This is a genomic window from Methylothermaceae bacteria B42 (assembly GCA_001566965.1).
GTDB lineage: Bacteria > Pseudomonadota > Gammaproteobacteria > Methylococcales > Methylothermaceae > Methylohalobius.
In genome coordinates this window covers 1-24,552 of the sequence record LSNW01000007.1, presented here as the reverse complement: position 1 = coordinate 24,552, position 24,552 = coordinate 1, and the positions used below count along the sequence as shown (strand labels likewise).

Sequence of the window (24,552 nt, the reverse complement as noted above, 5' to 3'; positions counted from 1 at the left end):
AGGTGGCAATTGATGTCTCAAGATAAGAATAAATCCGATCTCAATACCTTTAAATCTCAGCACGAAAATTCTGATATTGAAAAAGAAGTTGAAGCGCTTTTTTCCAAGTGGAAAAAGGACGATGACAAAATCGATGCCCGCAGGAAAGTCGAGGAATATATGGAGCTGAAGCGTTTAAAGGAACAAATCGGCGACGATTTGGTGATGGATGAAGATTGATTTTGGGGGTTGAATTTCCTGTTAGTTAGCCGCATGTTTATTCTGTAAATCATTAATTAAAAGAGGGCAACCGATGGCGCTAAAAGTTGACATAAATGAGCTGCTTGAGACATTGAAGCAGGAACGCGACGAGTTGAAGGTCAAAATGCACTTGGCCAAGATGGAACTCCAAGAAGAGTGGGACAAAGCGGAAAAACAGTGGGAGCACTTTAAAACTAAGGCCGATGAAATACTAGAGGAAGGCAAGGATGTAGCAGAAGATGTGATTGAATCTGCAAAGGTGGTAGGCGAAGAGTTGAAAAATGCCTACCAGAGAATTCGTGAACGGGTATGATGCCTGTTGATTGAATGTGAACTAGTACAATTTGCATCTATCTCCTTTTCTTCGATATGTTGGAAGGCCCGATAACCTCCCGGTTGTCGGGCCTTTTTTGTAAAAATGAGGCGAAATCGAGTTTTGATGGAGTAAAAAGTTGGGTAAGACGAAAAGTGGCGCCGAGGAATGGTCCCGTACAACCAGATGGTTGCATTTTATGCTCGCAATCACTGTGACCGCCCAGCTTTTCTTGAGCTTAATCATGGAAGAGCCCGGCGAGGGGGAAGGTTTGGAAAAGTGGGCATTTATCGCTCATGAGCTTTTCGGATTGGCGGCCTTGAGTATTGTCATCCTCAAATGGTTTTGGCTAATGGGGGGGCGTGATGGAGGAATCAGGCGGATATTGCCTTGTAACAGGGCAGGGTTGTTGTATGTATTGGAAGATGTTAAAGGGCTAATTTTGGGAAAATTGCCTGCAGGCGGTCCTCAGCCGGGATTGCCTGGTTTGATCCAAGGATTGGGATTATTGAGTGTGACTTACCAGGGGTTGACGGGATTTGCCATTTTTATGGTGATTCCCCCGGAAGGAAAACTGCCTGAAAGCTTTGAAATTTTGCTTGAAATGCATGAAGCCGGTGGGGAATTGGTGTGGATCTATTGGTATATCCACGTAGGCATGGCGCTGTTTCATACCTTATGCCGACACGTATTACTGCGGCAGATTTCACCTTTTCACCGCTAGTTCGATATGCTGATTCAACGCCCACCTGACATGTTCTCGAACCAACGGGGAAGCGTCATTCAGGCGTTGTTTCAATACTTGAATAATTGCTTCAGAAGAAGGCGCATTACCCAGTGCGACGGCAATATTTCGCAACCAACGTGTATGTCCTAGCCGCCGAATAGCGGACCCTTCGGTTTTTGCCAGAAACGTTGGCTCATCCCACAGAAAAAGTTCTCTTAGATCTGGCTGATCCAAATGGTTCCTGGGCAAAAAGTCAGTCTCGAGGGTCATTTGGGCATGGCGGTTCCAGGGACAAACTATCTGGCAATCATCGCAACCGTAAATCCTGTTGCCAATGGCCTTACGAAATTCTTCCGGAATGGAACCTTTAAGTTCTATGGTCAAATAGGAAATACAGCGGCGGGCATCCAATAAATAAGGGGCGACAATGGCCTTGGTCGGGCAGATATCAATACAAGCCCGGCAACTACCGCAGTGAGAAGTTTCAACCGGCTTATCTGAGGGCAGTGGCAAATCCGTATAAATTTCTCCAAGAAAAAACCAGGAGCCATTTTTGTAGGCAATCAAGTTGGTATGTTTGCCTATCCAACCCAAACCTGCTTTATTGGCCAAGGGTTTTTCCAATACCGGAGCGCTATCGCAGAAGACCCGGTAACCAAAAGGCCCAACGGCCTTTTCAATTTTATTTGCCAACTGTTGTAAGCGTTTACGGATGACTTTGTGGTAATCCCTGCCCAAGGCATAGCGCGATATATATCCCATTGTTGGCCGGTTTAATACGGATTCCATGGCCTGAGCGGATTCAGGCAAGTATTCCATCCGCACGGAAATGACCGATAAAGTGGCGGGTACCAAGGCCTGAGGTCGGGTGCGTTTATGGCCATGGCGTCCCATGTAATTCATTTCGCCGTGATATTGGTTGGCCAGCCAGTCGTTGAATTCCTTCTCTGCCTGGCTTAGGTCGGTATCAGTGATGCCCACTGATTGAAAACCCAATTCCGCCCCCCACGTTTTAATCTGTCGGGCCAATTGGCGGTAGTTAATATCCATTGGGTGATTGTTCCGGCTTGAGGCAAAAGAATAATATTTTGAGAGGGTTACAATGATGGAGACGTTACAATCGAAGATTGACTTTATTAATCAAGCACGGAGAAGAGAGTGTTTCGCCATTTTAACGTTTTTTTGTCCGCATGATGATTTCGTAGGCTTCCCGGATCTTTTGGGTTTTTTCCGTGGCGATTTTTACCATTTCCTCCGGTAACCCTTTGGCGACCAGTTTGTCGGGATGGTGTTGACTCATCAGTCGCCGGTAGGCTTTCTTGACTTCGGCAACGCTGGCGCTGCGGGAGAGTCCCAAAACGGCATAGGCATCTGACAGGCTTGGCGATCTGGGAGTGGATCTTCTGTGGTGATAATGACCGCGTTGCTGTTGATAACGCTGTTGGGAAAAGCGCAGCTGCGCTTCCATGAAAGCCCTCAAAGCCTGGAATTCGAAGCGGGAGAAGCCCAGTTTTTCACAGATATGGAGCAATAGCCGCTCTTCGATGGGGTGGAGATGGCCGTCGGCGTAAGCCGATTGTAATAAAATCTCGATAAATACCCGGATGAGTGTCGAGCGGCGCCCCACTTCGTGCCGGAATTGTTGCAGGGCGTCGTCCAAGGGGAAATGGGGGGATTTGCCTTCGTTGAACAGGCGGATGGCGGCTTCGCGCATTTCCTGGGGCAGTTCCATGCGGTCCATGATTTGGCGGGCCATATCGATTTCCGCCTCGGTAACTCGGCCATCGGCTTTGGCCAGATGGCCCATGACCGAGAAAGTGGCGGTGAAAAAGGCCATTTGGATGCGTTCCTGCCGGCCTGGCTCGATACGGGCGAAGGATTCCATGCCTTCCATGCCCCGGTCGAATTGATGGCCAATGGCCGCGCCCATCAGCGCACCCAACGGTCCGCCCAGCATAAATCCGAAAGTTCCCCCAAAAACTTTACCCAGCCAGCTCATATTGTTGAAGATTGCTTGCGAAAATGAATAAAAAATCCCATTATGGCATTTTTATGTGTTTAGGAAAAAATACCCATGCCTCCTGTAACCTTGTATGAATCTGACCTGAAAAGCCTGAAATTATTAGGGCGGGGCAAAGTCCGGGATATTTATGAAGTCGATAGCGAGCATTTGCTGATTGTCACAACCGATCGATTGTCCGCATTTGATGTCGTTTTGCCTGACCCTATCCCAGAAAAAGGACGGATTTTAACCCGGCTCTCCAATTTTTGGTTCGCCAGGATGGAGGAGGTAATCGTCAATCATTTAGCAGGGATTCCGCTGGAAAAAGTATTGCCTGACCCTGAAGAGCGCGAACAGGTGAGTGGGCGGGCGGTAGTGGTGAAAAGACTACAGCCATTGCCGGTGGAAGCGATTGTACGCGGTTTTCTGATTGGCTCCGGATGGCGCGACTATCAACGCGACGGGGCAATCTGTGGCATTCCGTTGCCGCCAGGACTGCAGCAGGCCCAACAATTGCCTGAGCCCATTTTTACCCCTTCCACCAAGGCGGAAATTGGCAACCACGATGAAAATATCGATTTTGCCCACACGGTCAAATTACTGGGACGGGAAATTGCCCAGAAGGTGCGGGAAGTCAGTTTGTGGATTTACACAGAGGCTGCCGAATATGCCAAGGGGCGGGGTATCATTATCGCGGATACGAAATTTGAGTTTGGCTTGGACGGGGAAGGGCACTTATATCTGATCGACGAACTGCTGACGCCCGATTCTTCGAGGTTTTGGCCGGTGGATCAATACCAAGTGGGCATCAGTCCCCCAAGTTTTGACAAGCAGTTTATTCGCGACTACCTGGAATCGGTCGGATGGGATAAAAAACCACCCGCACCTCATCTGCCGCCGGAGGTTATTGCCAAAACGGCGGAAAAATACCGGGAGGCGGAAAAACGCTTGATTGGTGAGAATTCAGATTAAGCCATGTTCGGCAAAAGAATAGATTTCACCATCGCCAATAATAATGTGGTCCAATACCCGGATGTCGAATAATGCCAATGTTTCTTGCAATTTTTTGGTGATCGCTTTGTCTGCTTCACTGGGCTTAGCCACACCTGACGGATGGTTATGAGCGAAAATGACCGCCGCGGCATTTAATTCGAGGGCGCGGCGGGCGACTTCTCTGGGATAAACACTGCTGGCATCCAATGTGCCCCGGAACAATTCTTCAAAGCGAATCACCCGGTGGCGGGTATCGAGAAACAACGCGGCAAATACCTCGAAGGGATAATCACGCAAATGACGCTGCAAAAAAATCTTGGTAACCTCCGGATCCTTCATGGGTTCGCCCCGCTGCAAGGTTTCTTGCAGATGGCGCCGGGCAATTTCCATCGCCGCCTGAAGTTGGGCGTATTTGGCCAACCCAAGCCCTTTGTGTTCGGTAAATTGTTTGGCATCCGCCTCAAGCAATGCGCGCAGCGAACCAAACTCTTTAAGCAGGTCCCGCGCCAAATCAACCGCACTTTTTCCCCGCATGCCGGTACGCAAGAAAATGGCCAGCAATTCCGCATCGGAAAGCGCTTGCGGGCCGCGCTCCAACAATTTCTCGCGAGGTCGTTCTTGAATTGGCCAGTCGTTGATTGCCATAGTGGTTCAGTTAAGTTATTGATTATGCCTAATCCAAGCATAGACCAATGAATCAATCTTGCAGGGGGCGGATTGTATTAGGGGTGACGGGAGGAATTGCCGCCTATAAATCGGCAGAACTGGCGCGTCTTTTACGCCGCCGGGGGGATGAGGTGCAAGTTGTGATGACCGAAGCGGCCACCCGTTTTGTTACCCCCATGACCTTCCAAGCGTTGTCAGGCCGCAGCGTCCGGACTTCTTTGTGGGATGAGGCAAGCGAGGCGGCCATGGGGCATATCGAATTGGCGCGCTGGGCCGATCGAATTCTGGTGGCGCCGGCAAGCGCTGATTTTCTGGCTAAACTTAATGCAGGGTTGGCGGATGATTTATTAGCTACCCTTTGCTTGGTGGCGGAATGTCCGCTTTTGGTGGCGCCGGCAATGAACTGCGCCATGTGGCGGCATCCAGCGACTCAGGCCAACGTCAATAGTTTGCGGCAGCGGGGCGTAGAGATATTAGGGCCTGCCGAAGGGGAGCAAGCCTGTGGGGAAACCGGCCCGGGGCGGATGTTGGAGCCAGCGGAAATACTGGCCTATTTAGATGATGGAAGGCAAACGGGACAGTTACAGGGCGTCAAGGTGTTGATAACAGCAGGACCGACCCGGGAGGCTATCGATCCGGTGCGTTATATCAGTAACCGCAGCTCCGGGAAAATGGGTTATGCGCTGGCCCAGGCAGCACACGAAGCTGGCGCGGTAGTTACCCTGATTTCAGGGCCGACAGCGTTGCAGCCGCCAGCCGCGGAAAAATTGATCCCGGTGGAAAGCGCCGCGGAAATGTACCACGCGGTCATGAACATCGTGGAGAAGCAGGATATTTTTATTTCAGCCGCGGCAGTGGCGGATTACGCTCCACTTCAAAAAGAGGAAAACAAGGTTAAGAAACAAACAGGCCCAATACAATTGGCATTGGTGCCTACCACCGATATTCTGGCAACGGTGACAAAGCTGGATAATAAACCCTTTTCCGTTGGGTTCGCTGCGGAAACCCAATCCTTGGAGCAGTATGCCAAAGATAAACTGGTGCGCAAGAATTTGGATATGATCGCCGCCAATCTCGTTGGGGAAAAGCAGGGGTTTGAGGTGGATGAGAATGCTTTGCATGTCTTTTGGCCGGGTGGAGAAACCCGTCTTCCCCTTGCCTCCAAATTAACCCTGGCGCGGCGCTTGATTGGTTTGATTGCAGAACGTTATGAAGCACAAAATTCAACTGAAAATTCTCGATAAGCGTTTGGGAGACAGCATTCCCTTGCCTGGCTATGCTACTCCCGGTTCCGCCGGTCTGGATCTAAGGGCCTGTCTGGAAAGCCCGCTGATACTAGTGCCGGGAGAAACGGCTCTGATTCCCACGGGACTGGCCATTCACATTGGCGATCCGTCTTTGGCCGCAGTGCTGTTGCCTCGTTCCGGCTTGGGGCACAAACATGGCATCGTGCTCGGGAATTTAGTGGGGTTGATTGACTCTGATTATCAAGGGGAGGTAATGGTGTCTTGCTGGAACCGGGGGGGAGAAAGTTTCACTATCCAGGTGGGCGAGCGGATTGCGCAAATGGTGTTTGTGCCCGTGGTGCAGGCAGACTTTCAAGTAGTCGATGCCTTTTCTGAATCTGAGCGGGGCGAAGGCGGATTCGGCCATACCGGCCGCCATTGAGCATGGAAATGTAAATATGAGCCTGGCCCGATTGTTAATTTTATTATTCACCACTGTGTTGTTGGTGCTGACTTTGCTTGTGGGCGCGGGATATTATTTTTCCTGGACGCAAACCCGTGAACTTCAACAGCAACAGCTGCGTAACCACGCCAAAATCGCCGCTGCCCAGCTTGCCAGCCGTAGTCAGGATTTGATTGCTGTGATAGAAGGCTTAAGTCGAGATCCTGGTTTAATCCATGCTTTAAACCTGGGTGGAGAAGTACTCCGCTATGAAGAACAGCAAGCGGCTGCGATAGTGCCCAGTGCTTTACTGGTCCGGTTATTGCCCAAGGGCAGCTATTCCCTGGATGAAAGCCGAAAGCCCGCCATGGGCTACGCGGATTTGGATTTGGTCCACCAAGCCGAAACAGGCAATCCTCCCCCTGCGGTTCATGCTTTTGGATCGCCAGACCGCCATATCGCTATTGCCAGGGCCATCAAGAACGAAGGGGAAACAGTTGGCATGATTCTGGCCAGTATTTCCTTGAAGTGGCTGCAACGCGCTATTTCCGCCCCCGAAATTGGGGCTATGGCGTTGAAACAGGGGGATTTGACCCTGGCTCTTAAAGGTGACAACCCATTACAATCCGAACCTATCTCTGGGCAAGTACCTGTATCAGGCACCTCATGGCAAATTATATACTGGACGCCCGCACCACAATTCAATGGCGCCATGCAATACGGCATTGCCTGGTTGGCGGCATTGGCTGTGCTGGGCGTGGTGTTTTTCCTGGGACTTCGCAAAGTTCGTGCCGCATTGCGCAAGGATGAAACCACTTTTTACAGCCTGGTGAATGATCTGGTGGCAGGGCAAGCCCAGGGGAGTTATTCGGTGATTCTCCACGAGTTACAGCCGCTGATTAACCGTCTGATGCACTTGAATCAGAGGGTAGTTAAAAAGCCTTCACAAATAGTGGTTGAAGAAGCTCGGGAAGAATCCGCCACCACTGAAAAGGCGGAGGAAAAACCGCAAGCACCACAATCTGTCTCCTTCACCGAGCCAGAGCCTGAAGAACACGCTATCAATGTCAGTGAAGATATCAAAGTGCCGGAATCTATTTTCCGCGCCTACGATATACGCGGGGTGGTGGGCGAGGACTTGACCCCGGAAATTCTGTTTGTCTTAGGCCGCGCCATTGGCAGTGAAGCCTATTCCTTGGGGGATCAATCGGTAGTTGTCGCCCGTGACAAGCGGGACTCCAGCGCCGAATACGCCCAGGCATTGATTGAAGGGATCAAATCCAGCGGGCGGGATGTGATTGATTTGGGGCCAGTGCCGACGCCCTTGGTTTATTTTGCTACCCAGTATCTGACTTCCCGGTCTGGCGTGATGGTGACCGCCAGCCACAATCCCGGCAAGTATAACGGCCTCAAAATAGTCCTGGGAGGCGAGCCTTGTCATGGGGAGAAATTGAAGCAATTGAAACAGCGTATCGATACGGGTGACTTTACTTCCGGCGTGGGGACGCTGGAAAGCCAGGATTTGACCGCCGATTATATTGGCGCGGTCGTGGAGGATATTCAAATCGGCCGTCCCATGAAAGTGATAGTGGATTGCGGTGGTGGCGCGGCTGATCCTCTCATGCCCATGCTACTGCGGACTTTGGGTTGCGAGGTGGTGGAGGTCCATGGAGACCGGGATCCTGACCCGACCCAACCTGAGGCGTTGAAGGAATTGATTGCCAGGGTTAAATCCGACGCCGAGGCAGAACTGGGGTTGGCATTTGATGGCGATGGCGACCGGATGACGGTAGTGGATTCGGAAGGCAAGATGATTCTGCCTGACCAGGTGCTGATGGTACTTACCGCTGATGTGCTTTCCCGGGAGCCGGGTGGTGACATTGTGTTTGATGTCAAATGCAGCCGGCATCTGGCGGGCTATATCGTGCAACATGGCGGCCGGCCGGTGATGTCTGCTTCCGGGTATGGCAACATCCGCAAGAAGATGGAAGAAGTCAATGCGGTAATGGGCGGTGAGTTTAGCGGTCATTTGGTAATCAAGGAGCGCTGGTACGGCTTTGACGACGCCATTTATGGCGCCGCGAGATTATTGGAAGTCTTGTCTTCAGAACCTTTTTCTCCAGCAGAAATCTTTGCCCAGCTGCCCAGTTCTGTTGCCACCCCGCAATTGAACGTCGAGATGAGTGAAGGGCAGCCAGCGGAAATCATGGAGGCTTTGTCCAGCTCGGTAGAAACTTTTTTCAGTGATGCCAAAGTGAGCAAACTGGATGGTCTGCGCGTGGATTTTGCCGATGGATGGGGTTTGGTGCGCGCTTCCAATACCACGCCCAGCCTGGTTTTCCGCTTCGAAGCCGACGACGAGGAAGCATTGTCGCGGATTCAAGCCCGGTTTAAAGAATGGATTGAAACCCTGGACAACCCCTTTGAAGTGCCTTTTGGTAATTTTCAGGAAACCCTGGATTATGGATAAACAACCTCCTTTGCCGGAAGATTTTGCCGGTCGGATCGCCCATGTTCTAATTGAATCATTGCCCTATATCCGCCGTTTCCGGGGCAAGACCATGGTGATTAAATACGGCGGCAACGCCATGGTGGATGAAGGGCTCAAACACAGCTTTGCCCGAGACGTGGTGCTTTTGAAGCTGGTGGGGATCAATCCGGTGATTGTCCATGGCGGAGGCCCGCAAATCGGCCAGCTGTTAAATAAACTAGGCAAAACCAGCCATTTTGTGGATGGGATGCGGGTCACCGACAGCGAAACCATGGATGTGGTGGAAATGGTCTTGGGCGGGTTGGTCAACAAGGAAATCGTCAACTTGCTCAATCAGCACGGCGGCGCGGCGGTGGGATTGACCGGCAAGGATGGAGATTTGATCCGGGCCCGCAAAATTACCTTTCAGTCTTCATCTCTTGAAACGCAAGCCCCCGAGATCATCGACCTGGGCCACGTTGGCGACGTGGAAAGCATTGATCCTTCGGTCGTGGATATGCTGGTGCAGGGAGATTTTATTCCGGTGATTGCGCCCATTGGCGTGGGCGAGGATGGCGGTTCCTATAACATCAATGCCGATCTTGTGGCTGGCAAGATGGCCCAGGTTTTGGGCGCGGAAAAACTCATTTTACTGACCAACACCTTGGGCGTTCTTGATAAAGAAGGCGCCTTGCTGACCGGATTATCTCTGGAAGAAGTGACGCGCCTGATTGCCGATGGCACGATCTCCGGGGGCATGATACCCAAGATTCGTTGCGCCATGGACGCGCTTCAGGGTGGAGTTCAAAGCGTCCATATTATCGACGGCAGAATTGAGCACGCAGTTCTGTTGGAGCTTTTCACAGACCGGGGGATTGGCACCTTATTGGGCGGTTGATCTCAATCCCTCCCGGATAAAATGAACGAAACCGGCGCGGATTTCCCTGACTTTGGGGCTTTTGCAGACTTCCTCACCGATGGTGGAGAGCTTGCAGCGCACATCCAGAAATAGCGTGTCGTACTTGTCGTTGTGAATCCTTGCCACGGTCAAGGCGATGTCATCTTCCTTGATTGGGTCGTGGGCGTGGAGAATGTTCTCGCTGTCGATATAAAGCGGCGTACTGGAGTGCATTTTCAGATAGATGCGTGCCAGCTGCCAGGCCCGGCCGCAATCGTGGTTTTCCGTACAATGCACCACGCTGAGAATCACCCGCTGTTTGCTGGAGGGTTCCGTATCGGGGCGGGTGGTGGCGGTTTTTTTGATCCCTTTTTGCATTTGCTTCATCAACCGGCGGAAACGTTGCAGGTCTTTGGCATATTTTTGCCTGACCAGCTCTTTGGCTTTGTTTTCGTGGGCGATTTTCAACTGGTGTTGCTGGATCTGGCGGCGGGTGGCCTGGATGTTTTCAATCAAGCTTTTAGGGGGTTTTTTGCCCTTGCGTTCTATATCTGCGGCTTTTTTGATATGGGCATCGAGCAAGGCATATTGGCGTTTGATATTGGCCGACAGGACTTTGATACGGGCATCAATGGTGTTGAGCTGGCCCTTGAGAGCCAGTTCCAGATCTTCTTCGTTGCGGTAGGTGCGCAGCAGCGCGCGGTCCCGGGCCAATTGTTCGTCGAGTAATTTTTTTTCTTCCCGGCGAAGTTGCGCCAGGCGCATCTCCCTGGCCAATTCTTCCGGGGTTTTTGCCCGCTCGACGACTTTCAGCCTGCGCATCTGAGACTTATCATAAATAATCCGCTGGTGCTCAGATTCATCGGCTGGAACGGTGTCGGAATAGTGAATATTGCCGTCCTTATCTTTCCATTGATACATTTTGCCCTCCGCCCAGGCATTGGCGGTATAAACCCCTAGCCCGGCGCCGACTGCTAGTAGAACGGCTGTCATTCGAAGAATAGGGGGCAAAAAAAGAGGGAATAAACCTTTTTCAGTATCTGTTTCGCCGCATCCCTTTCTTATTACCAATCGAGGTGGATTCTTAGTCTGTTTGACCAGCAATCTGCCACGCAGAAGAAAAGACCAACTGCGGTGCATCGCCTCGGCGGTTATCAAAAAGGGATTGAAAGCGGGATCTAACATCTCATCTATAAGATTAGCTGGTCTTAAGCGGCAGTCAACTTTTTGCGAATTGCTTTCGGTACTCGAGAATGGAAGCTAATTCTTCAGTAAATTTGCCGCTGCTTTCTAAAAATGCAATGACATCTTCCATGGTGGCAATGGCGATGACTGGCATGTTGTATCGCTGCCTGATTTCGCTGAGCGCGGATTTGCCGGTATTGGTGATCTCTTGCCGGTCCAAGGCAATGAGCACGCCGCAGGGTGCAGCGCCGGCTTGGTTAATTAGAACAACCGATTCATTGACCGAAGTGCCGGCTGTGATAACGTCATCCACAATCAAAACCTTACCTGCGAGGTTCGCGCCCACAATTTGCCCCCCTTCGCCATGATCCTTTCTTTCCTTGCGGTTGAAGGCAAAGGGGACATCCAGGCCGTGCTCGCTTGCAAGGGCAATGGCGATGGCACACGCCAAAGGGATGCCTTTATAGGCGGGGCCAAAAAGCATGTCGTAATCCAGTCCCGATTGCTGCAGCGCATTGGCATAGAACTGCCCTAATTTTTTGAGCCGCCTGCCGCTATTGAACAGCCCTGCATTGAAGAAATACGGGCTTGTGCGGCCGGATTTCAGGGTAAAGCTGCCAAATCGCAGTGCTCCCGAGTCGATGGCGAATTGAATGAATTGTTGTTTGTAGGTTTGCATTATTTTAGGTGATTGAGCATGTGAGTTATGCACGCATATTGTGGAAAAAGTTGTGGGCAGGATGCGGAATAACTAATTATCTCCTTGATTGTTTGAGTAAAAATGTTTGTGTCCAAAAAATGGACACACCGGGATTTTCACAATCGCGCCAATTTATCAGATGGATTGGATCAGGCAAATGCTTCCAAAACCGTGTTTAAGAAATTCCAGCCCTTGTCGGTACAATAGACAAATCCGCCTTTAAATTGCAAGAGTTGATCCTCCACAAGCCTATCAATGACGGTTTTTTGTGGCATCCAGGGTAAGCCGGTACGTTGCTCGTATTGTTCTGGGGTAAAACCGGATCTTAGTCTCAATGTATTCATCATGAACTCCAGGGGGCGTTGGGTATTTTCCACTTCGATATCTCCGCCAACCCGCCCCAGTCCCCCGGATTTGTCCATGTAGTGCTGTGGATGGCGGATTTTCCAGCGCCGCCGGATCGTATTGTCTTGGGTGTATTTTCCGTGCGCGCCGGCGCCGATACCCAAATAATCCCCGAATTGCCAATAATTAAGATTATGTTGGCATTCATTCCCCGGACTGGCAAAGGCGGAAACTTCATAACGAAGATAACCGTGGTGGGCCAGTTTTTCCTGGCATTGTTGTTGTAGATGCCAAATGTTGTCATCAGGTGGAAGGGGGGGTGGGTGTTTGGCAAACAGGGTATTGGGTTCCAAAGTCAGTTGGTAGTGGGAAATATGCTCAGGCGCCAGATGAATGGCTGTTTCGATATCGTAGAAGGCGTCTTTCACTGATTGATGGGGAAGTCCAAACATGAGATCCAAATTAATGCTTTGAAAGCCTGCTGCCCGGGCCATTTCCACCGCGCTCATGGCTTCTTCCGCGTTATGGATTCTGCCCAGTGACCGAAGTTTGTCATCCTGAAAGCTTTGGATGCCGAGGGATAAACGGTTAATCCCCAGTTGGGCGAATTGTTTGAATTTTGTGCTCTCTGCCGTGCCAGGATTAGCCTCAAGCGTGATTTCTATTTCTTGAGAAAGCGTTAACCGGGAATGGATACCTTCCAGTAGACGTTGAAGACTGTCAGGAGAGAACAGGCTGGGGGTGCCGCCACCGATGAAAATACTGTGAATGGGACGGGGCTGGATTTGTTGCAGATCCTGATCCAGATCGGCAAGCAGCGCGTCTATATATTGTTTTTCCTGAAGTATGCCTTGGTGCGTGTGGGAATTAAAATCGCAATAAGGGCATTTTTTTACGCACCAGGGCAGGTGAATATAAAGGCTTAAAGGCGGCGGAATTAAGTTCGCCATTGAAAAAGTTCATCCTAGAAAGATTTGGCAGATCGAGATTTCTTCAGGTGCTGGGATATTTCTTCCGTGGAACGTCGTAAACTCTTCACTGAGGACTTGATGGCGGTCATCCAGGCCGCCAACACCCACGGAAGAAATATCCCAGCACCTTAGCTGTGTAAAATTGATAGGTAAGAAAAAGTTAATCAGTTTGATTCCGGCTTAGACGCAAATAAAATTGGTGCAGTTCCTCGACTTGTTGTTCAAGCTTGGCGAGGCTCCCGTCATTGACAATGACATCATCGGCCACGGCAAGGCGCTGGGGCCGGGTGGCCTGATTTTGTAGGATCTGTTTTATCATGTCTTCCTGAAGGTTGTCTCTTTGCTTCAAACGCGCGATCTGCAGAGCTTCGGGGCAGTCGATGACGAGTATGCGGTGAAAGTTTTTTTCGGCCCCTGTCTCTACTAACAAGGGAATGCTAAAAATGACATAAGGGCTGTTGCTTTTTTTCGCCAAGCGCGCCATTTCGACATAAACGGCGGGATGCAATATGGCTTCTAATTTCTCTTTGAGCCGGGGGTGATTGAAGACCAGTTCCCGCAGCTTCGCCCGATCCAAATTGCCATCGGGTAAAAGCATAGACCTGCCAAACGTTTCAACGATGCTATCCAGCGGCGGCTGGCCGGGCTTGACCAGGTTACGGGCAATTTTGTCGGCATCGATTACAGTGATGCCCCGCTTTTCGAACAACTTTTCAACGGTACTCTTGCCGCTGGCAATACCGCCCGTCAGGCCGATTTTGAGCATGGATTTCTAGCTAATACCACTCAAATTCAGATAAAGTTGATTGAGGGTATCACCCCATAGCAATGCAATCCAGCCGGCAATGGCAAGATAAGGTCCGAAAGGAATAGGTGTCTGCCGGTCCCGGCCTTGAATCAGGATCATGGCAATGCCCAGGATGGCACCTACCAGGGAAGATAATAATATAATCATTGGGAGCTTTTGCCAGCCCAGCCAAGCGCCAAAGAGGGCTAATAATTTGAAATCGCCAAACCCCATGCCTTCCTTGCCGGTGAGTAATTTGAAAAGTTGATACACCGTCCACAAAACAAGATATCCTGCAATGGCGCCAATAATGGCAGAGCGTGGATCAGTAAACAGATGGAACAGGCTTAAAAACAAGCCCAGCCAGAGAACTGGCAGGGTAATGGCGTCGGGAAGGAGGTGGTGGTCGATGTCAATAAAACTCAGTGCTATCAGCGTCCAGGTCAAAACCAGCGCCCACAAGGTTTGCACGCTGACAGCAAAATGCCAGGCCACAACCATGGAAAGCACGGCCGTGAGCAGTTCAATCAGTGGGTAACGGAGGGAAATTGAAGCGCCACACTGTGTGCAGCGTCCTTTCTGCAGCAAATAACTGATAACGGGGATATTTTCCCAAGCCTGGATCTGATGGCCGCAATGGGGGCAGGTGGATGCGGGTTGAATCAGATCAAAGCGCTCTGGCGCTTCCTCCTTGGGCTGACCTAGAAATTCCAGACATTCCTGGCGCCAACCGCGTTCCAACATTACCGGCAGGCGGTAGATGACCACATTGAGAAAACTGCCCACCAACAATCCCAAAATCCCGATTGCTGCCAGGAATAAAAATGGGTGATCTTGAAAAACTTGAATTAAAGGCACTAAGAATCCATCTATTGAGCGACGTTAAGAAGACATTGGAAGGGGGTGGAGACAGGCGGTCTCCGTCATCCCCAACCAGAGAAGAATTTACGGGCTTTTCTAAAGTCTCCCTCCAGAAACCAGTGAGCCAGCCTAAACCACAGCGCCCAGTTTGAAAATCGGCAGGTACATGGCGATGACCAAGCTACCTACAACCACCCCCAAAAAGGCCATAATCATGGGTTCCATCAGGCTGCTCAAGGAATCCACCGCATTGTCCACTTCTTCTTCATAGAAGTCGGCCACTTTAGCCAGCATGCTGTCAATGGAGCCTGATTCTTCCCCAATGGCGATCATTTGGATCACCATGTTGGGAAACAGGTTAGTCTGACGCATGGCTTGTTGCAACTGCTGGCCGGTAGCTACCGCTTCGCGCATGTCCAGAATGGCATCGGAATATACCGCATTGCCTGAGGCGCCAGCGACCGATTCCAAGGCTTCCACCAAGGGTACCCCGGCAGCGGACATGGTAGACAGCGTGCGGGCAAAGCGGGCAATGGCGGATTTATGCAATATCTGGGGCCCGATAACAGGAATACGGAGAAAAAGCCGGTCCAGAAACCGGTTAAAAGCCAAGGATCGTTTTTTAAAATACATGAAAGCATAAATAGCAACCCCAATTCCTCCAAACACAAAGTACCAGTTATCCTGCATGAAGCGGGAGAGATTAATCACCAATTGGGTAAATGCAGGGAGGTCCGCCCCAAAACCTTTGAATAACTCCTCAAATTGGGGTACCACGAAGATCAATAAAATAGCCGAGACGATAAAAGCCACTACCACTACCGCGGCAGGATAGGTCAAGGCTTTTTTGACTTTGGCCTTTAATGACTCGGTTTTTTCCTTGTATTCCGCGATTTTATGGAGCAGCGTTTCCAAAACCCCCGCTTGCTCACCGGCTTCCACCAAATTACAAAAGAGATCGTCAAAATACAGGGGATGTTTGCGCAGGGCTTCGGTGAGGGTATTACCGCCTTCGATATCGTCTTTGATTTGCAGGATCAACTCCTGCATGCTGGGATTTTCGTGTCCGCGACCGACAATTTCAAAGGATTGCACCAATGGCACCCCGGCGCTCATCATAGTGGCCAATTGGCGGCTGAAAACCGCGATATCCTTGGTGGTAATTTTTTTCTTGCGGGCGCCGAACAGGGGTTTGGGTTTTTTCTTGACCTTGACGGGTTTGATCCCTTGCCGTCTCAGCTCCGCCTTGACAAGGGTTTCGCTGCGGCCAGGCTGCTCGCCTTTTATTCGCTTGCCGTTTTTGTCCACCCCTTCCCAGACAAACTGGATCAACTCTTCTTTTTCAACTCTGGCTACCATAAGCGTTATTCCCGTGTGACTCGATCAATTTCTTCAATACTTGTAATGCCTTCCCGTACCTTATTCAATCCCGAAGCGCGGAGGTCGTTGATGCCTTCCGCCTTGGCTTGCTCTGCAATTTGCAGGGCGTTGCCGCCTTCCAGAATCAAACGGTTGATGGATTCTGTGATGGGCATCACCTGGTAAATCCCCACCCGGCCTTTGTAGCCCTTGGTGCAATGGTCACAGCCTTCGGGGTTGGCGGTAAAAAGCACCAGGTCATCCAGTTCCTTTTCTTCAAAACCGGTTTTTAGCAACAAGTCCTTGGGGAATTTTTCTTCCCGCTTGCAGTATTCGCACAGCCGCCGCGCCAACCGTTGGGCCAGGATCAGGATCACCGAAGAGGAAATGTTGAATGGCGGAATCCCCATTTGCGCCAAGCGATTCAGGGTTTGAGGAGCGTCATTGGTATGCAGCGTTGACAGTACCATGTGTCCGGTTTGAGCGGCTTTGACAGCGATTTCGGCGGTTTCCAAATCGCGGATTTCCCCCACCATGATAATATCGGGATCCTGCCGCAAAAAAGCCCGGAGCGCGCTGGCAAAGGTCAGGCCGGATTTCGGGTTGACGTTGACCTGATTAATGCCGGGTACGGTGATTTCCACGGGATCTTCCGCGGTGGAAATGTTTTTGTCCGGCGTATTGAGGATGTTCAGCGCGGTATAGAGAGAAACCGTCTTACCACTTCCGGTGGGTCCTGTGACCAGAATCATGCCGTAGGGTTTGTGGATGGCGTTAAGAAATAATTTTTGTTGCTCGGGTTCGAAACCCAGTTTGTCAATGCCGATTTGGGCGCTGGTGGGGTCGAGAATACGCAGTACGACTTTTTCCCCGAACAGCGTGGGACAAGTGTTGACGCGGAAATCGATGGCGTTATTGCGGGACAAAATCATCTTGATCCGGCCATCCTGGGGTACCCGTCTTTCCGCGATATCCATCCGGGACATAACCTTGATGCGGGAGATGACGCGGGTGGCTAAATTGGGTGGAGGTGATGATATTTCGTGCAGCATGCCATCGCTGCGGAACCGGATTCTGAATTGTTTTTCATAGGGCTCGAAATGGATATCCGAGGCGCCTTTTTTGATGGCATCGAGCAAGATTTTGTTAACGAAGCGGACAATGGGGGCGTCTTCGGTATCGACCTCGGTAGCATTGGAAGTTTGTGGTTCGACTTCGCCGATTTCAAGACTTTCCAGATCTTGATCGAGGAGATCATTGATAGCGCTGTCGGCAGCTTCCAGTGCGGTATCGATGGCTTTGGATAGTTTATCCTCTTCCACCAGCACCGTTTCGGTATTCAGACCAGTGTGGAATTTGATTTCATCGAGCGCCTGGAAATTAGTCGGGTCGGAAATTGCCACGAACAGCCGGTTTCCTCGCCGGTATAACGGCAAGATATGATGTTTTTGAATGAGCTTATCGTTGACCAACTTGACAGGCGCCAGCTCCATATCCATGGTGGCCAAATCGAACAACGGTACGCCGAACTGAGCGGAAGCGGCTTTTGCCAGCGAGAGACTGTCAACCACTTTGTTGATGACAAGATAGGTCGCGAAAGGCATGCGCTGATTATTGGCTTTTTCTTGATGCTCAGCTGCCTCTTGTTCGCTCATGAACCCTGCACCCACCAAGCAGTGGGCCAGTCCGTTAAGTTTTGGAATTGATGCCGTTGTTGCCATGAAGTTACTTAGGGTCGAATAAACTATCAGGATTTCCGTTGTGCTTTTAATATTAGATGATGAAGTTAATTTGTCCACTTATCAAGTAATGGAGCATAAAGAAATGCGGGTGATTACCCTAAATGTGAATGGCATCCGCTCGGCAGAGCGCAAAGGATTTTTCCGCTGGCTGGCCAGTCAACAAGCTGACATCGTCTGTTTGCAGGAAATCAAAGCCCAGTTGGATCAACTACAAGATAAGGTCTTTTGGCCTGAAGGCTATCATTGTTATTACCACACTGCGGAAAAAAAAGGTTATGGCGGCGTGGCGTTGTATGTGCGCAAGGAACCGGATGAAGTCAAAATTGGCCTGGGCTGGCCGGAAGTGGATGCGGAGGGGCGTTATCTGGAAGGACGTTTTGGTCAGTTGAGTGTCGCTTCCGTCTATATTCCTTCAGGGACTTCGGGGGAGGAAAGGCAGGCGTTTAAATTCAAGTTTCTGGATCGTTTTTTAGAATTTATGCGCGAATGTGCCCAGTCCGGGCGGGATTATATTTTTTGCGGAGATTTCAATATCGCCCACAAAAAAATCGATATTAAAAATTGGCGCTCCAACCAGAATCGATCTGGTTTTTTGCCGGAGGAAAGGGCCTGGATGGATAAGTTGTTTGGAGAGGAAGGGTGGGTGGATGCCTTTCGGGTCCTCAATCAGGAACCGGATCAATACACATGGTGGTCCAATCGCGGCCGGGCATGGGAAAAAAATGTGGGATGGCGGATTGATTATCAAGTCGTCAGTCCCTCGCTAAAAGATAACATTCTTCGAGTGGAAATATACAAAGAAAAACGCTTTTCCGACCATGCACCTTTGATTATCGATTATGACTATCCCTTCTAAGCCTGCCGGGATTGCCCGCGCGCTCTTGTCCCAGCGGATGGCGGTAGCCTTTGCCATGGGTTTTTACAGTGGACTGCCACTGTTACTCACCGGTTCCGTCTTGCAAGCATGGATGCGAGAATCCGGAGTGGATTTAACAACTATTGGCTTGTTTGCCTTGGTAGGGCTGCCTTATACGGGCAAGTTCCTTTGGGCGCCCATTTTTGATCGCTTTACGTTTCCCTGGCTGGGCCGCCGAAGGGGGTGGTTATTGCTGGTTCAGGGATTGTTGGCGTTATCTATTGCCGGACTGGGCTTTACCCACCCAGAATCCAATCCCTGGTGGGTTGCGGTGATTGCCTTTCTGGTGACTTTTTTGTCCGCAACCCAAGATATTCTTGTAGATGCCTATCGCCGTGAATCATTAGCGGATATCGAACAAGGATTGGGTGGGTCATTGTACGTGAACGGTTACCGTTTAGGCATGCTATTGACCTCTGGCGGCGGACTCATCTTGGCCGATTTCCTTGGATTTGCAAGGGTTTATTGGCTATGTGGCGGGCTGATGGCGACGGCGGCCTTGACCACTTGGTGGGCCAAAGAACCTAGTTTGCCAAAAGGTACGCCAACCACTTTGAGCGACGCGGTGGTAAAGCCTTTTATGGAATTTTTTGGCAGAGCCGATGCCTGGTGGATTTTGTTGTTTATCCTGCTCTATAAAATGGGCGATACCATGGCTAGCCACATGACCATGCCTTTTTATCTGGATATGGGATTTACCAAAACAGAGATCGGGGCGGTGGTGAAGCTGTTTGGGTTTTGGGCCACCATACTCGGCGGGTTGGCAGGAGGGATTTTGATTCTGAAGCTGGGGATCTACGCTTCATTGTGGTTATTTGGATTGCTGCAGGCACTGTCCACCGCCGGTTTTGCGTTATTGGCCCAGCTTGGTCCCAGTTTGAGTGGGCTGATGGCGGTCATCAGTTTTGAGAATTTATCCGCGGGTATGGGGACGGCGGCATTCGTTGCTTTTATGGCCAGTCAGACAGATAAGCGGTTTACCGCAACTCAATACGCGTTGCTGTCCAGTTTGATGGGAATTCCACGGGTGATTGTGGCAGCGCCCACAGGCTGGATGGCCAAGCATATGGGATGGGTGGATTTTTTTATTTTTTGCGCGCTGATTGCCGTGCCGGGCTTACTGATTCTGCTCAGGTTTAAGCGCTGGCTTGGCGCGGAAGCAATATCTGCTACAAGTAAATAACGACTGGGCACTTGCCTGTGCCCAGTCGCAGGTGTCTTTTTTATGACGCGTTAAGCCAATAGTGGACCACGATGCTGGCAAAATAGCCTGCCATAATGGCGGGCGTCCAGCGCAGATGGGAAAAAAAGGTGTATTTGCCTTTGGAAATTCCCATTAAAGCAACGCCGGCGGCAGAGCCAATGGACAACATGGATCCACCAACACCCGCGGTCAGGGTGACCAGCAGCCATTGGTACAGATCCATATCGGGTTCCATGCTCAACACCGCAAACATGACCGGAATGTTGTCCACGACAGCAGAAAGAAAACCCACCAGGATATTGGCGGCGGTTGGCCCCAGGTCTTCATACATCCACTGGGCGGTAACATCCATATAGCCGATGTAGTCAAGGCCCGCCACTGCGAAGATCACCCCGAAAAAGAAGAGCAGGGTATCCCATTCCGCGTCACGAACCATATTGAAGATATCAAAGCGTTTTTCGTGAGGCAGGTCTTTCTCTTGCCATTTAATCCAGAAGCCAAAGGCCCCGAGAACGCCCCAGCCGGCCATCATGCCCATAAAGGGTGGCAGGTGCAGTAGTTGCTTGAAACTGACCGCCATTGTAATGGTCAGACCAAACAGAGCGCAGACGGTGTAGGCGCCCACTTTCAAAGGCACCAACCCTTTCCCGGTAGTTTCAGGTTGCTCGTCCGGAACCGCGAAATGCATCGCTGCCGCGGGAATCAGATAGTTGACAACCGAAGGTAGGAATAATTCGAAAAACTCAAAGAAAGTGGCTTTTTCCGCCTGCCAGACCATCAGGGTGGTGATATCGCCAAAAGGGCTGAAAGCCCCGCCAGCGTTGGCAGCAATCACCAGGTTGATGAGTCCCAAGGCGACAAACCGTGGATTGTCTTTGCCCACGGCCAACACGACAGCGCCAATGAGCAAGGCCGAAGTGAGGTTGTCGGCAACCGCGGAAAGGAAAAAGGTAATGATTCCTGTGATCCAAAACAGCTTGCGGTAGCCGAAATTTCGGCTCAGCAGCCAGGATCGCAAGCGTTCAAAAACGTTCCTGTCAGCCATGGCGTTGATGTAAGTCATGGCCACCAGCAAAAACAGCATCAACTCGCCGTATTCGGCCAGGTTGTGGGCAACCGCGCCATGCAGTTCTTCCGTGGACACCCCCTTGGTGCTGGCCATATAGGCGACTTCCGCCCAGATAATGGTGGCTGCGATGATGACTGGTTTTGACTTCTTCAGCTCAATAAATTCTTCCGCCATCACTAACACATAGGCGATGATGAAGATGAGCACGCAATATATTCCCCGTTCGGTAGTCACCATATCCAGCGTATCCCACTCGGAAGCGGAAGCGATGGAGGGCAGTACCCACAAACTCAGGAAAATGAAAATGAATTTGAACAAAATAACCCCCTTAACCGTAAGTTTTTATAAAGCAATCCAGATTGTTATTGCCCGTAAGCTCGAAAATACAACCTTATATGATAGGAAATTTTACGCTGCGGTACGAATTTTTATGCAACCAATCCTAATTTCATGAGATAGCTTCCCTCTAAGTTATTAATTGTTGCAAATTACTTAAATATTTTAGGCAATCTTTAGGCTATTATTGTATAATTGTAGATTGATTTCGAGATCACGCCTTAATTTGGCCAGTCCGACCATCATTCCTGCAGTTCCGATGCCTTAGCGCCTATTTTTTAAGTGAAAATCTTGCGGCGTGCTTGCATCTTCTAGCTGCTTTTCACTTACATAGACTTTTTAGGCATTTTATATGACGACAGATTCCATTGTTTCTTCCTTCCAAGAATTAAATTTACCAAAACCTTTGCTACTTGCCCTCCAAGAAGCGGGATACGAATCTCCAACCCCGATTCAGGCTGCCACTATTCCCCATGTGATGGCAGGCAAGGACATGATTGCTCAGGCGCAAACCGGCACCGGAAAAACCGCAGCCTTCGCACTACCTTTATTGGCTAAGATCGATACCGAGCAAGCCTATCCGCAGGTGCTCGTATTGACACCCACGCGGGAATTGGCCTTGCAGGTGGCGGAAGCGTTCCAGACTTATGGTGCACATCTAAAAGATATTCATATTTTGCCTATTTATGGGGGGCAAGAATATGGCCGACAGATTCGCCAGCTGAAACGCGGTGTCCACGTGGTGGTGGGAACCCCTGGCCGGATCATGGACCATATGCGTCGGGGAACATTGAATCTTGACGGTTTGAAAACGCTAGTGCTCGATGAAGCCGACGAAATGCTTCGGATGGGTTTTGTGGATGATGTGGATTGGATTCTGGAACAGACGCCAGCTGAGCGACAAGTCGCCCTTTTCTCCGCAACCATGCCGGCACCGATTCGCCGGATCGCCCAGCAGCATTTGCGCGAACCGGAGGAAATCAAAATCAAGGTTAAGACTTCAACTGCCGAAACCATCCGTCAACGTTATTGTTTAATTAACCCCCATGCAAAACTAGATGCACTGACAAGAATTCTGGAAGCGGAAGATTTTGAAGCAACGATATTGTTCGTCCGCACCAAGAATGCTACCGTGGAATTGGCGGAAAAGCTGGCGGCCCGGGGTTATGCGGCGGCGCCCTTGAATGGCGATATTCCCCAGCACCAACGCCAAAGAACAGTGGAACAGCTGAAAAATGGTAAATTGGATGTTTTGGTTGCGACGGATGTGGCGGCACGGGGTTTGGATGTGCAAAGAATCAGCCACGTCATCAACTATGACATTCCATTAGATACCGAATCCTACGTTCATCGTATTGGCAGAACCGGCCGGGCCGGCAGAACGGGCGAAGCAATTTTGTTTGTCACGCCACGGGAAAAGCGTTTATTGAATGCCATCGAAAGGGCGACCAAACAAAAAGTTGAATTGATGAAGCTACCGACGACTGAAGTTATCAATCATCAACGCATGGCCCGATTCAAGCAACGCATTACCGATACGCTGGCAACCGAAGATGTGGCATTCTTTCGCAACTTGTTACAACAATATCAGGAAGAACATGACATACCGGCCATTGATATCGCGGCGGCATTGGCAAAGCAGCTGCAAGGCAATGATCCTTTGATCTTGGATAAGGAAACACGCCAAGATATCTCGCCTAAAACCCGCGTTACCCTTAAGCGTAAATCTCGTAGAGACCCTGAAGTGGAAATGGTGAGCTATCGGATTGAAGTGGGACGCAACCACGGTGTCAAGCCCGGCAATATCATGGGCGCAATTACCAATGAAGCCGGCTTGGAAGGCCGCTTTATTGGCCGGATTAATATTCATGAGGATTTCAGCACCGTCGATTTGCCCGATGGGATGCCTAAGGAAGTTTTCAGAACATTGAAGAAAACCTGGGTGGTCGGTCGGCAGTTGAATATTTCAAAGGCAGATTCCAGGCGCAATTAGCAATTGCGCTTGCCTTTTAGGTTTCCAATCTCAGGGCAAGATAATTTTTAGAATAGAAAGCCTTCTTTCGGGAAGGCTTTTTTATTACAAAATAAGCAGTGGATAATACATTTATGCGTGTCACTTTCTTTTATAAAAATCAACCGCCTACAAGATTGATTTTAATGCATATCCTTATACTGCGGGAAAGTCTACATTAATCCCATTATTATTTCTAAGCTTGGCAAAAGACTGTCAAAGTTCCATGATTGAACTAAAACTCAACCAAAACAATGTGAGGGGTAGTGTTGACGGAGAAGAAGCTAACCTTATCGGCCGGGGTGGTGGTTGTTCGTTATATTGAGCAGGTGCCTCACTATCTTTTGCTACGGGTATTTCATTATTGGGATTTCCCCAAAGGTCTCGTGGAGCCAGGGGAGGATCCATTGCAAGCAGCTGTCCGGGAGGTTCAAGAAGAAACCGGTTTAACCGATTTGCATTTTCGCTGGGGGGTAGTCTTTAAAGAAACGCTCCCTTACAGCCGGGGCAAAATTGCCCGCTATTATTTGGCGGAATCCCCCGCAGGTGAAGTAACGTTACCCGTCAACCCCGAATTGGGAAAACCGGAACACCATGAATTTCGCTGGCTGACTTATGAGCAGGCTCGCCCTTTATTGGTGGAGCGATTGCAAACCATCTTGGACTGGGCGCATGGGGTGGTCACCGGCAAAGCAGTGCATTGAGATGATAATTTCGGATTCCTTGCAGCAGGCTAAATTACGTCTCCTCCAACAGCCGGAAACTTACCTGGACCGCCCATTCCGGGTGCAAATGATTGAAACCCGGATGTCTTGGGTTTTTCTGACCCAACGTTATGCGTACAAACTAAAAAAACCGGTTCGATACGATTATTTGGATTTTAGTACGGTAGCGTTGCGAAAATTCTATTGCCAGGAAGAATTGCGTCTGAATCGTCGTCTCGCGCCGGAGGTTTATCTGGCGGTGATTCCAATCACCCGTGCTAACGGAGCACTACAGCTAGATGGGGCGGGTGAACCTATAGACTGGCTAGTCAAGATGCGCCGCCTTCCACGGGAAAAAATGCTGGATGAATTGTTGGAGCAGGGG

The 24,552-nt window shown here is 50.3% G+C and carries 23 protein-coding genes and 1 pseudogene; 13 read left to right on the top strand and 11 right to left on the bottom strand.

Annotation, left to right across the window (positions count from 1 at the left end):
- Window positions 1-12: 12 nt before the first annotated feature.
- The 3 genes from AXA67_04410 (at window position 13) to AXA67_04400 (ending at window position 1,277) form a co-directional block, all read left to right on the top strand.
- Complete coding sequence (locus AXA67_04410) at window positions 13-219, top strand: hypothetical protein (protein KXJ41581.1); 207 nt, start codon at window positions 13-15, stop codon at window positions 217-219.
- Between the two features lie 73 nt (window positions 220-292).
- The gene (locus AXA67_04405) at window positions 293-553 is read left to right on the top strand and encodes a hypothetical protein (GenBank protein ID KXJ41580.1); all 261 of its coding nucleotides are present in this window, start codon (window positions 293-295) and stop codon (window positions 551-553) included.
- Window positions 554-752: 199 nt separating this feature from the next.
- Window positions 753-1,277: a hypothetical protein gene (locus AXA67_04400; protein KXJ41579.1), complete on the top strand. Its 525-nt coding sequence runs from the start codon at window positions 753-755 to the stop codon at window positions 1,275-1,277.
- On the opposite strand, the gene AXA67_04395 is transcribed toward AXA67_04400, so the two are convergent.
- Both AXA67_04395 and AXA67_04390 read right to left on the bottom strand, forming a co-directional pair.
- On the bottom strand, window positions 1,260-2,330 hold the full coding sequence (locus AXA67_04395; protein ID KXJ41578.1) for an epoxyqueuosine reductase: 1,071 nt from the start codon (window positions 2,328-2,330) through the stop codon (window positions 1,260-1,262). The genes AXA67_04400 and AXA67_04395 overlap by 18 nt on opposite strands.
- A 121-nt stretch (window positions 2,331-2,451) precedes the next feature.
- Window positions 2,452-3,279, bottom strand: a complete 828-nt coding sequence (locus AXA67_04390; protein ID KXJ41577.1) for a molecular chaperone DjlA — start codon at window positions 3,277-3,279, stop codon at window positions 2,452-2,454.
- 75 nt (window positions 3,280-3,354) lie between these two features.
- Here AXA67_04390 and AXA67_04385 point away from each other — a divergent pair, with 75 nt between their 5' ends.
- Complete coding sequence (locus tag AXA67_04385; protein KXJ41576.1) at window positions 3,355-4,254, top strand: phosphoribosylaminoimidazolesuccinocarboxamide synthase; 900 nt, start codon at window positions 3,355-3,357, stop codon at window positions 4,252-4,254.
- Here AXA67_04385 and AXA67_04380 read toward each other — a convergent pair.
- Complete coding sequence (locus AXA67_04380) at window positions 4,246-4,920, bottom strand: hypothetical protein (protein ID KXJ41575.1); 675 nt, start codon at window positions 4,918-4,920, stop codon at window positions 4,246-4,248. The genes AXA67_04385 and AXA67_04380 overlap by 9 nt on opposite strands.
- A gap of 47 nt (window positions 4,921-4,967) precedes the next feature.
- Here AXA67_04380 and AXA67_04375 point away from each other — a divergent pair, with 47 nt between their 5' ends.
- The 4 genes from AXA67_04375 to AXA67_04360 are packed head-to-tail and all read left to right on the top strand — an operon-like array spanning window position 4,968 to window position 9,977.
- Window positions 4,968-6,185 carry a phosphopantothenoylcysteine decarboxylase gene (locus AXA67_04375; protein ID KXJ41574.1) on the top strand — a complete coding sequence of 406 codons (1,218 nt, stop codon included), beginning with the start codon at window positions 4,968-4,970 and terminating at the stop codon, window positions 6,183-6,185.
- Window positions 6,151-6,609 (top strand): deoxyuridine 5'-triphosphate nucleotidohydrolase, encoded by a 459-nt coding sequence (locus AXA67_04370; GenBank protein KXJ41573.1) that lies wholly within the window; start codon window positions 6,151-6,153, stop codon window positions 6,607-6,609. The genes AXA67_04375 and AXA67_04370 overlap by 35 nt, the downstream gene beginning before the upstream one ends.
- A gap of 16 nt (window positions 6,610-6,625) precedes the next feature.
- A complete protein-coding gene (locus tag AXA67_04365; protein KXJ41572.1) occupies window positions 6,626-9,079 on the top strand; it encodes a hypothetical protein in 2,454 nt (817 codons plus the stop codon).
- A complete protein-coding gene (locus AXA67_04360) occupies window positions 9,072-9,977 on the top strand; it encodes an acetylglutamate kinase (GenBank protein KXJ41571.1) in 906 nt (301 codons plus the stop codon). Before AXA67_04365 ends, AXA67_04360 begins: the two co-directional genes overlap by 8 nt.
- Here AXA67_04360 and AXA67_04355 read toward each other — a convergent pair.
- The 7 genes from AXA67_04355 to AXA67_04325 all read right to left on the bottom strand — a co-directional run bounded on the left by AXA67_04355 (window position 9,963) and on the right by AXA67_04325 (window position 17,906).
- Entirely contained in the window at window positions 9,963-11,162 is a 1,200-nt protein-coding gene (locus AXA67_04355) for a hypothetical protein (protein ID KXJ41570.1), read from the bottom strand. The two genes, AXA67_04360 and AXA67_04355, sit on opposite strands and share 15 nt — an antisense overlap.
- Window positions 11,163-11,196: 34 nt before the next feature.
- Window positions 11,197-11,841 carry an orotate phosphoribosyltransferase gene (pyrE, locus tag AXA67_04350; GenBank protein KXJ41569.1) on the bottom strand — a complete coding sequence of 215 codons (645 nt, stop codon included), beginning with the start codon at window positions 11,839-11,841 and terminating at the stop codon, window positions 11,197-11,199.
- A 170-nt stretch (window positions 11,842-12,011) separates the two neighbouring features.
- A complete protein-coding gene (locus tag AXA67_04345) occupies window positions 12,012-13,157 on the bottom strand; it encodes a YggW family oxidoreductase (GenBank protein ID KXJ41568.1) in 1,146 nt (381 codons plus the stop codon).
- A gap of 181 nt (window positions 13,158-13,338) precedes the next feature.
- A complete protein-coding gene (gene coaE, locus AXA67_04340; protein ID KXJ41567.1) occupies window positions 13,339-13,944 on the bottom strand; it encodes a dephospho-CoA kinase in 606 nt (201 codons plus the stop codon).
- Window positions 13,945-13,950: 6 nt separating this feature from the next.
- Window positions 13,951-14,823, bottom strand: coding sequence for a methyltransferase (locus AXA67_04335; GenBank protein ID KXJ41566.1), 873 nt, complete (start codon window positions 14,821-14,823; stop codon window positions 13,951-13,953).
- A 132-nt stretch (window positions 14,824-14,955) separates the two neighbouring features.
- Complete coding sequence (locus tag AXA67_04330) at window positions 14,956-16,185, bottom strand: type II secretion system protein F (protein ID KXJ41565.1); 1,230 nt, start codon at window positions 16,183-16,185, stop codon at window positions 14,956-14,958.
- A 5-nt stretch (window positions 16,186-16,190) separates the two neighbouring features.
- A complete protein-coding gene (locus AXA67_04325) occupies window positions 16,191-17,906 on the bottom strand; it encodes a type IV-A pilus assembly ATPase PilB (GenBank protein ID KXJ41564.1) in 1,716 nt (571 codons plus the stop codon).
- Between the two features lie 103 nt (window positions 17,907-18,009).
- Between AXA67_04325 and AXA67_04320 the strand changes: the two genes are divergently transcribed.
- Both AXA67_04320 and AXA67_04315 read left to right on the top strand, forming a co-directional pair.
- Window positions 18,010-18,783 carry a DNA-(apurinic or apyrimidinic site) lyase gene (locus AXA67_04320; protein ID KXJ41705.1) on the top strand — a complete coding sequence of 258 codons (774 nt, stop codon included), beginning with the start codon at window positions 18,010-18,012 and terminating at the stop codon, window positions 18,781-18,783.
- Window positions 18,767-20,026, top strand: coding sequence for an AmpG family muropeptide MFS transporter (locus AXA67_04315; protein KXJ41563.1), 1,260 nt, complete (start codon window positions 18,767-18,769; stop codon window positions 20,024-20,026). Before AXA67_04320 ends, AXA67_04315 begins: the two co-directional genes overlap by 17 nt.
- A 40-nt stretch (window positions 20,027-20,066) precedes the next feature.
- On the opposite strand, the gene AXA67_04310 is transcribed toward AXA67_04315, so the two are convergent.
- Window positions 20,067-21,434 (bottom strand): sodium:proton antiporter, encoded by a 1,368-nt coding sequence (locus tag AXA67_04310; GenBank protein ID KXJ41562.1) that lies wholly within the window; start codon window positions 21,432-21,434, stop codon window positions 20,067-20,069.
- A 370-nt stretch (window positions 21,435-21,804) separates the two neighbouring features.
- Here AXA67_04310 and AXA67_04305 point away from each other — a divergent pair, with 370 nt between their 5' ends.
- The 3 genes and pseudogenes from AXA67_04305 to AXA67_04295 all read left to right on the top strand — a co-directional run bounded on the left by AXA67_04305 (window position 21,805) and on the right by AXA67_04295 (window position 24,552).
- Entirely contained in the window at window positions 21,805-23,445 is a 1,641-nt protein-coding gene (locus tag AXA67_04305) for an RNA helicase (protein ID KXJ41561.1), read from the top strand.
- A gap of 287 nt (window positions 23,446-23,732) precedes the next feature.
- The gene (locus AXA67_04300; GenBank protein KXJ41560.1) at window positions 23,733-24,167 is read left to right on the top strand and encodes an NUDIX hydrolase; all 435 of its coding nucleotides are present in this window, start codon (window positions 23,733-23,735) and stop codon (window positions 24,165-24,167) included.
- Between the two features lies 1 nt (window position 24,168).
- A pseudogene (locus AXA67_04295) lies at window positions 24,169-24,552 on the top strand (hypothetical protein).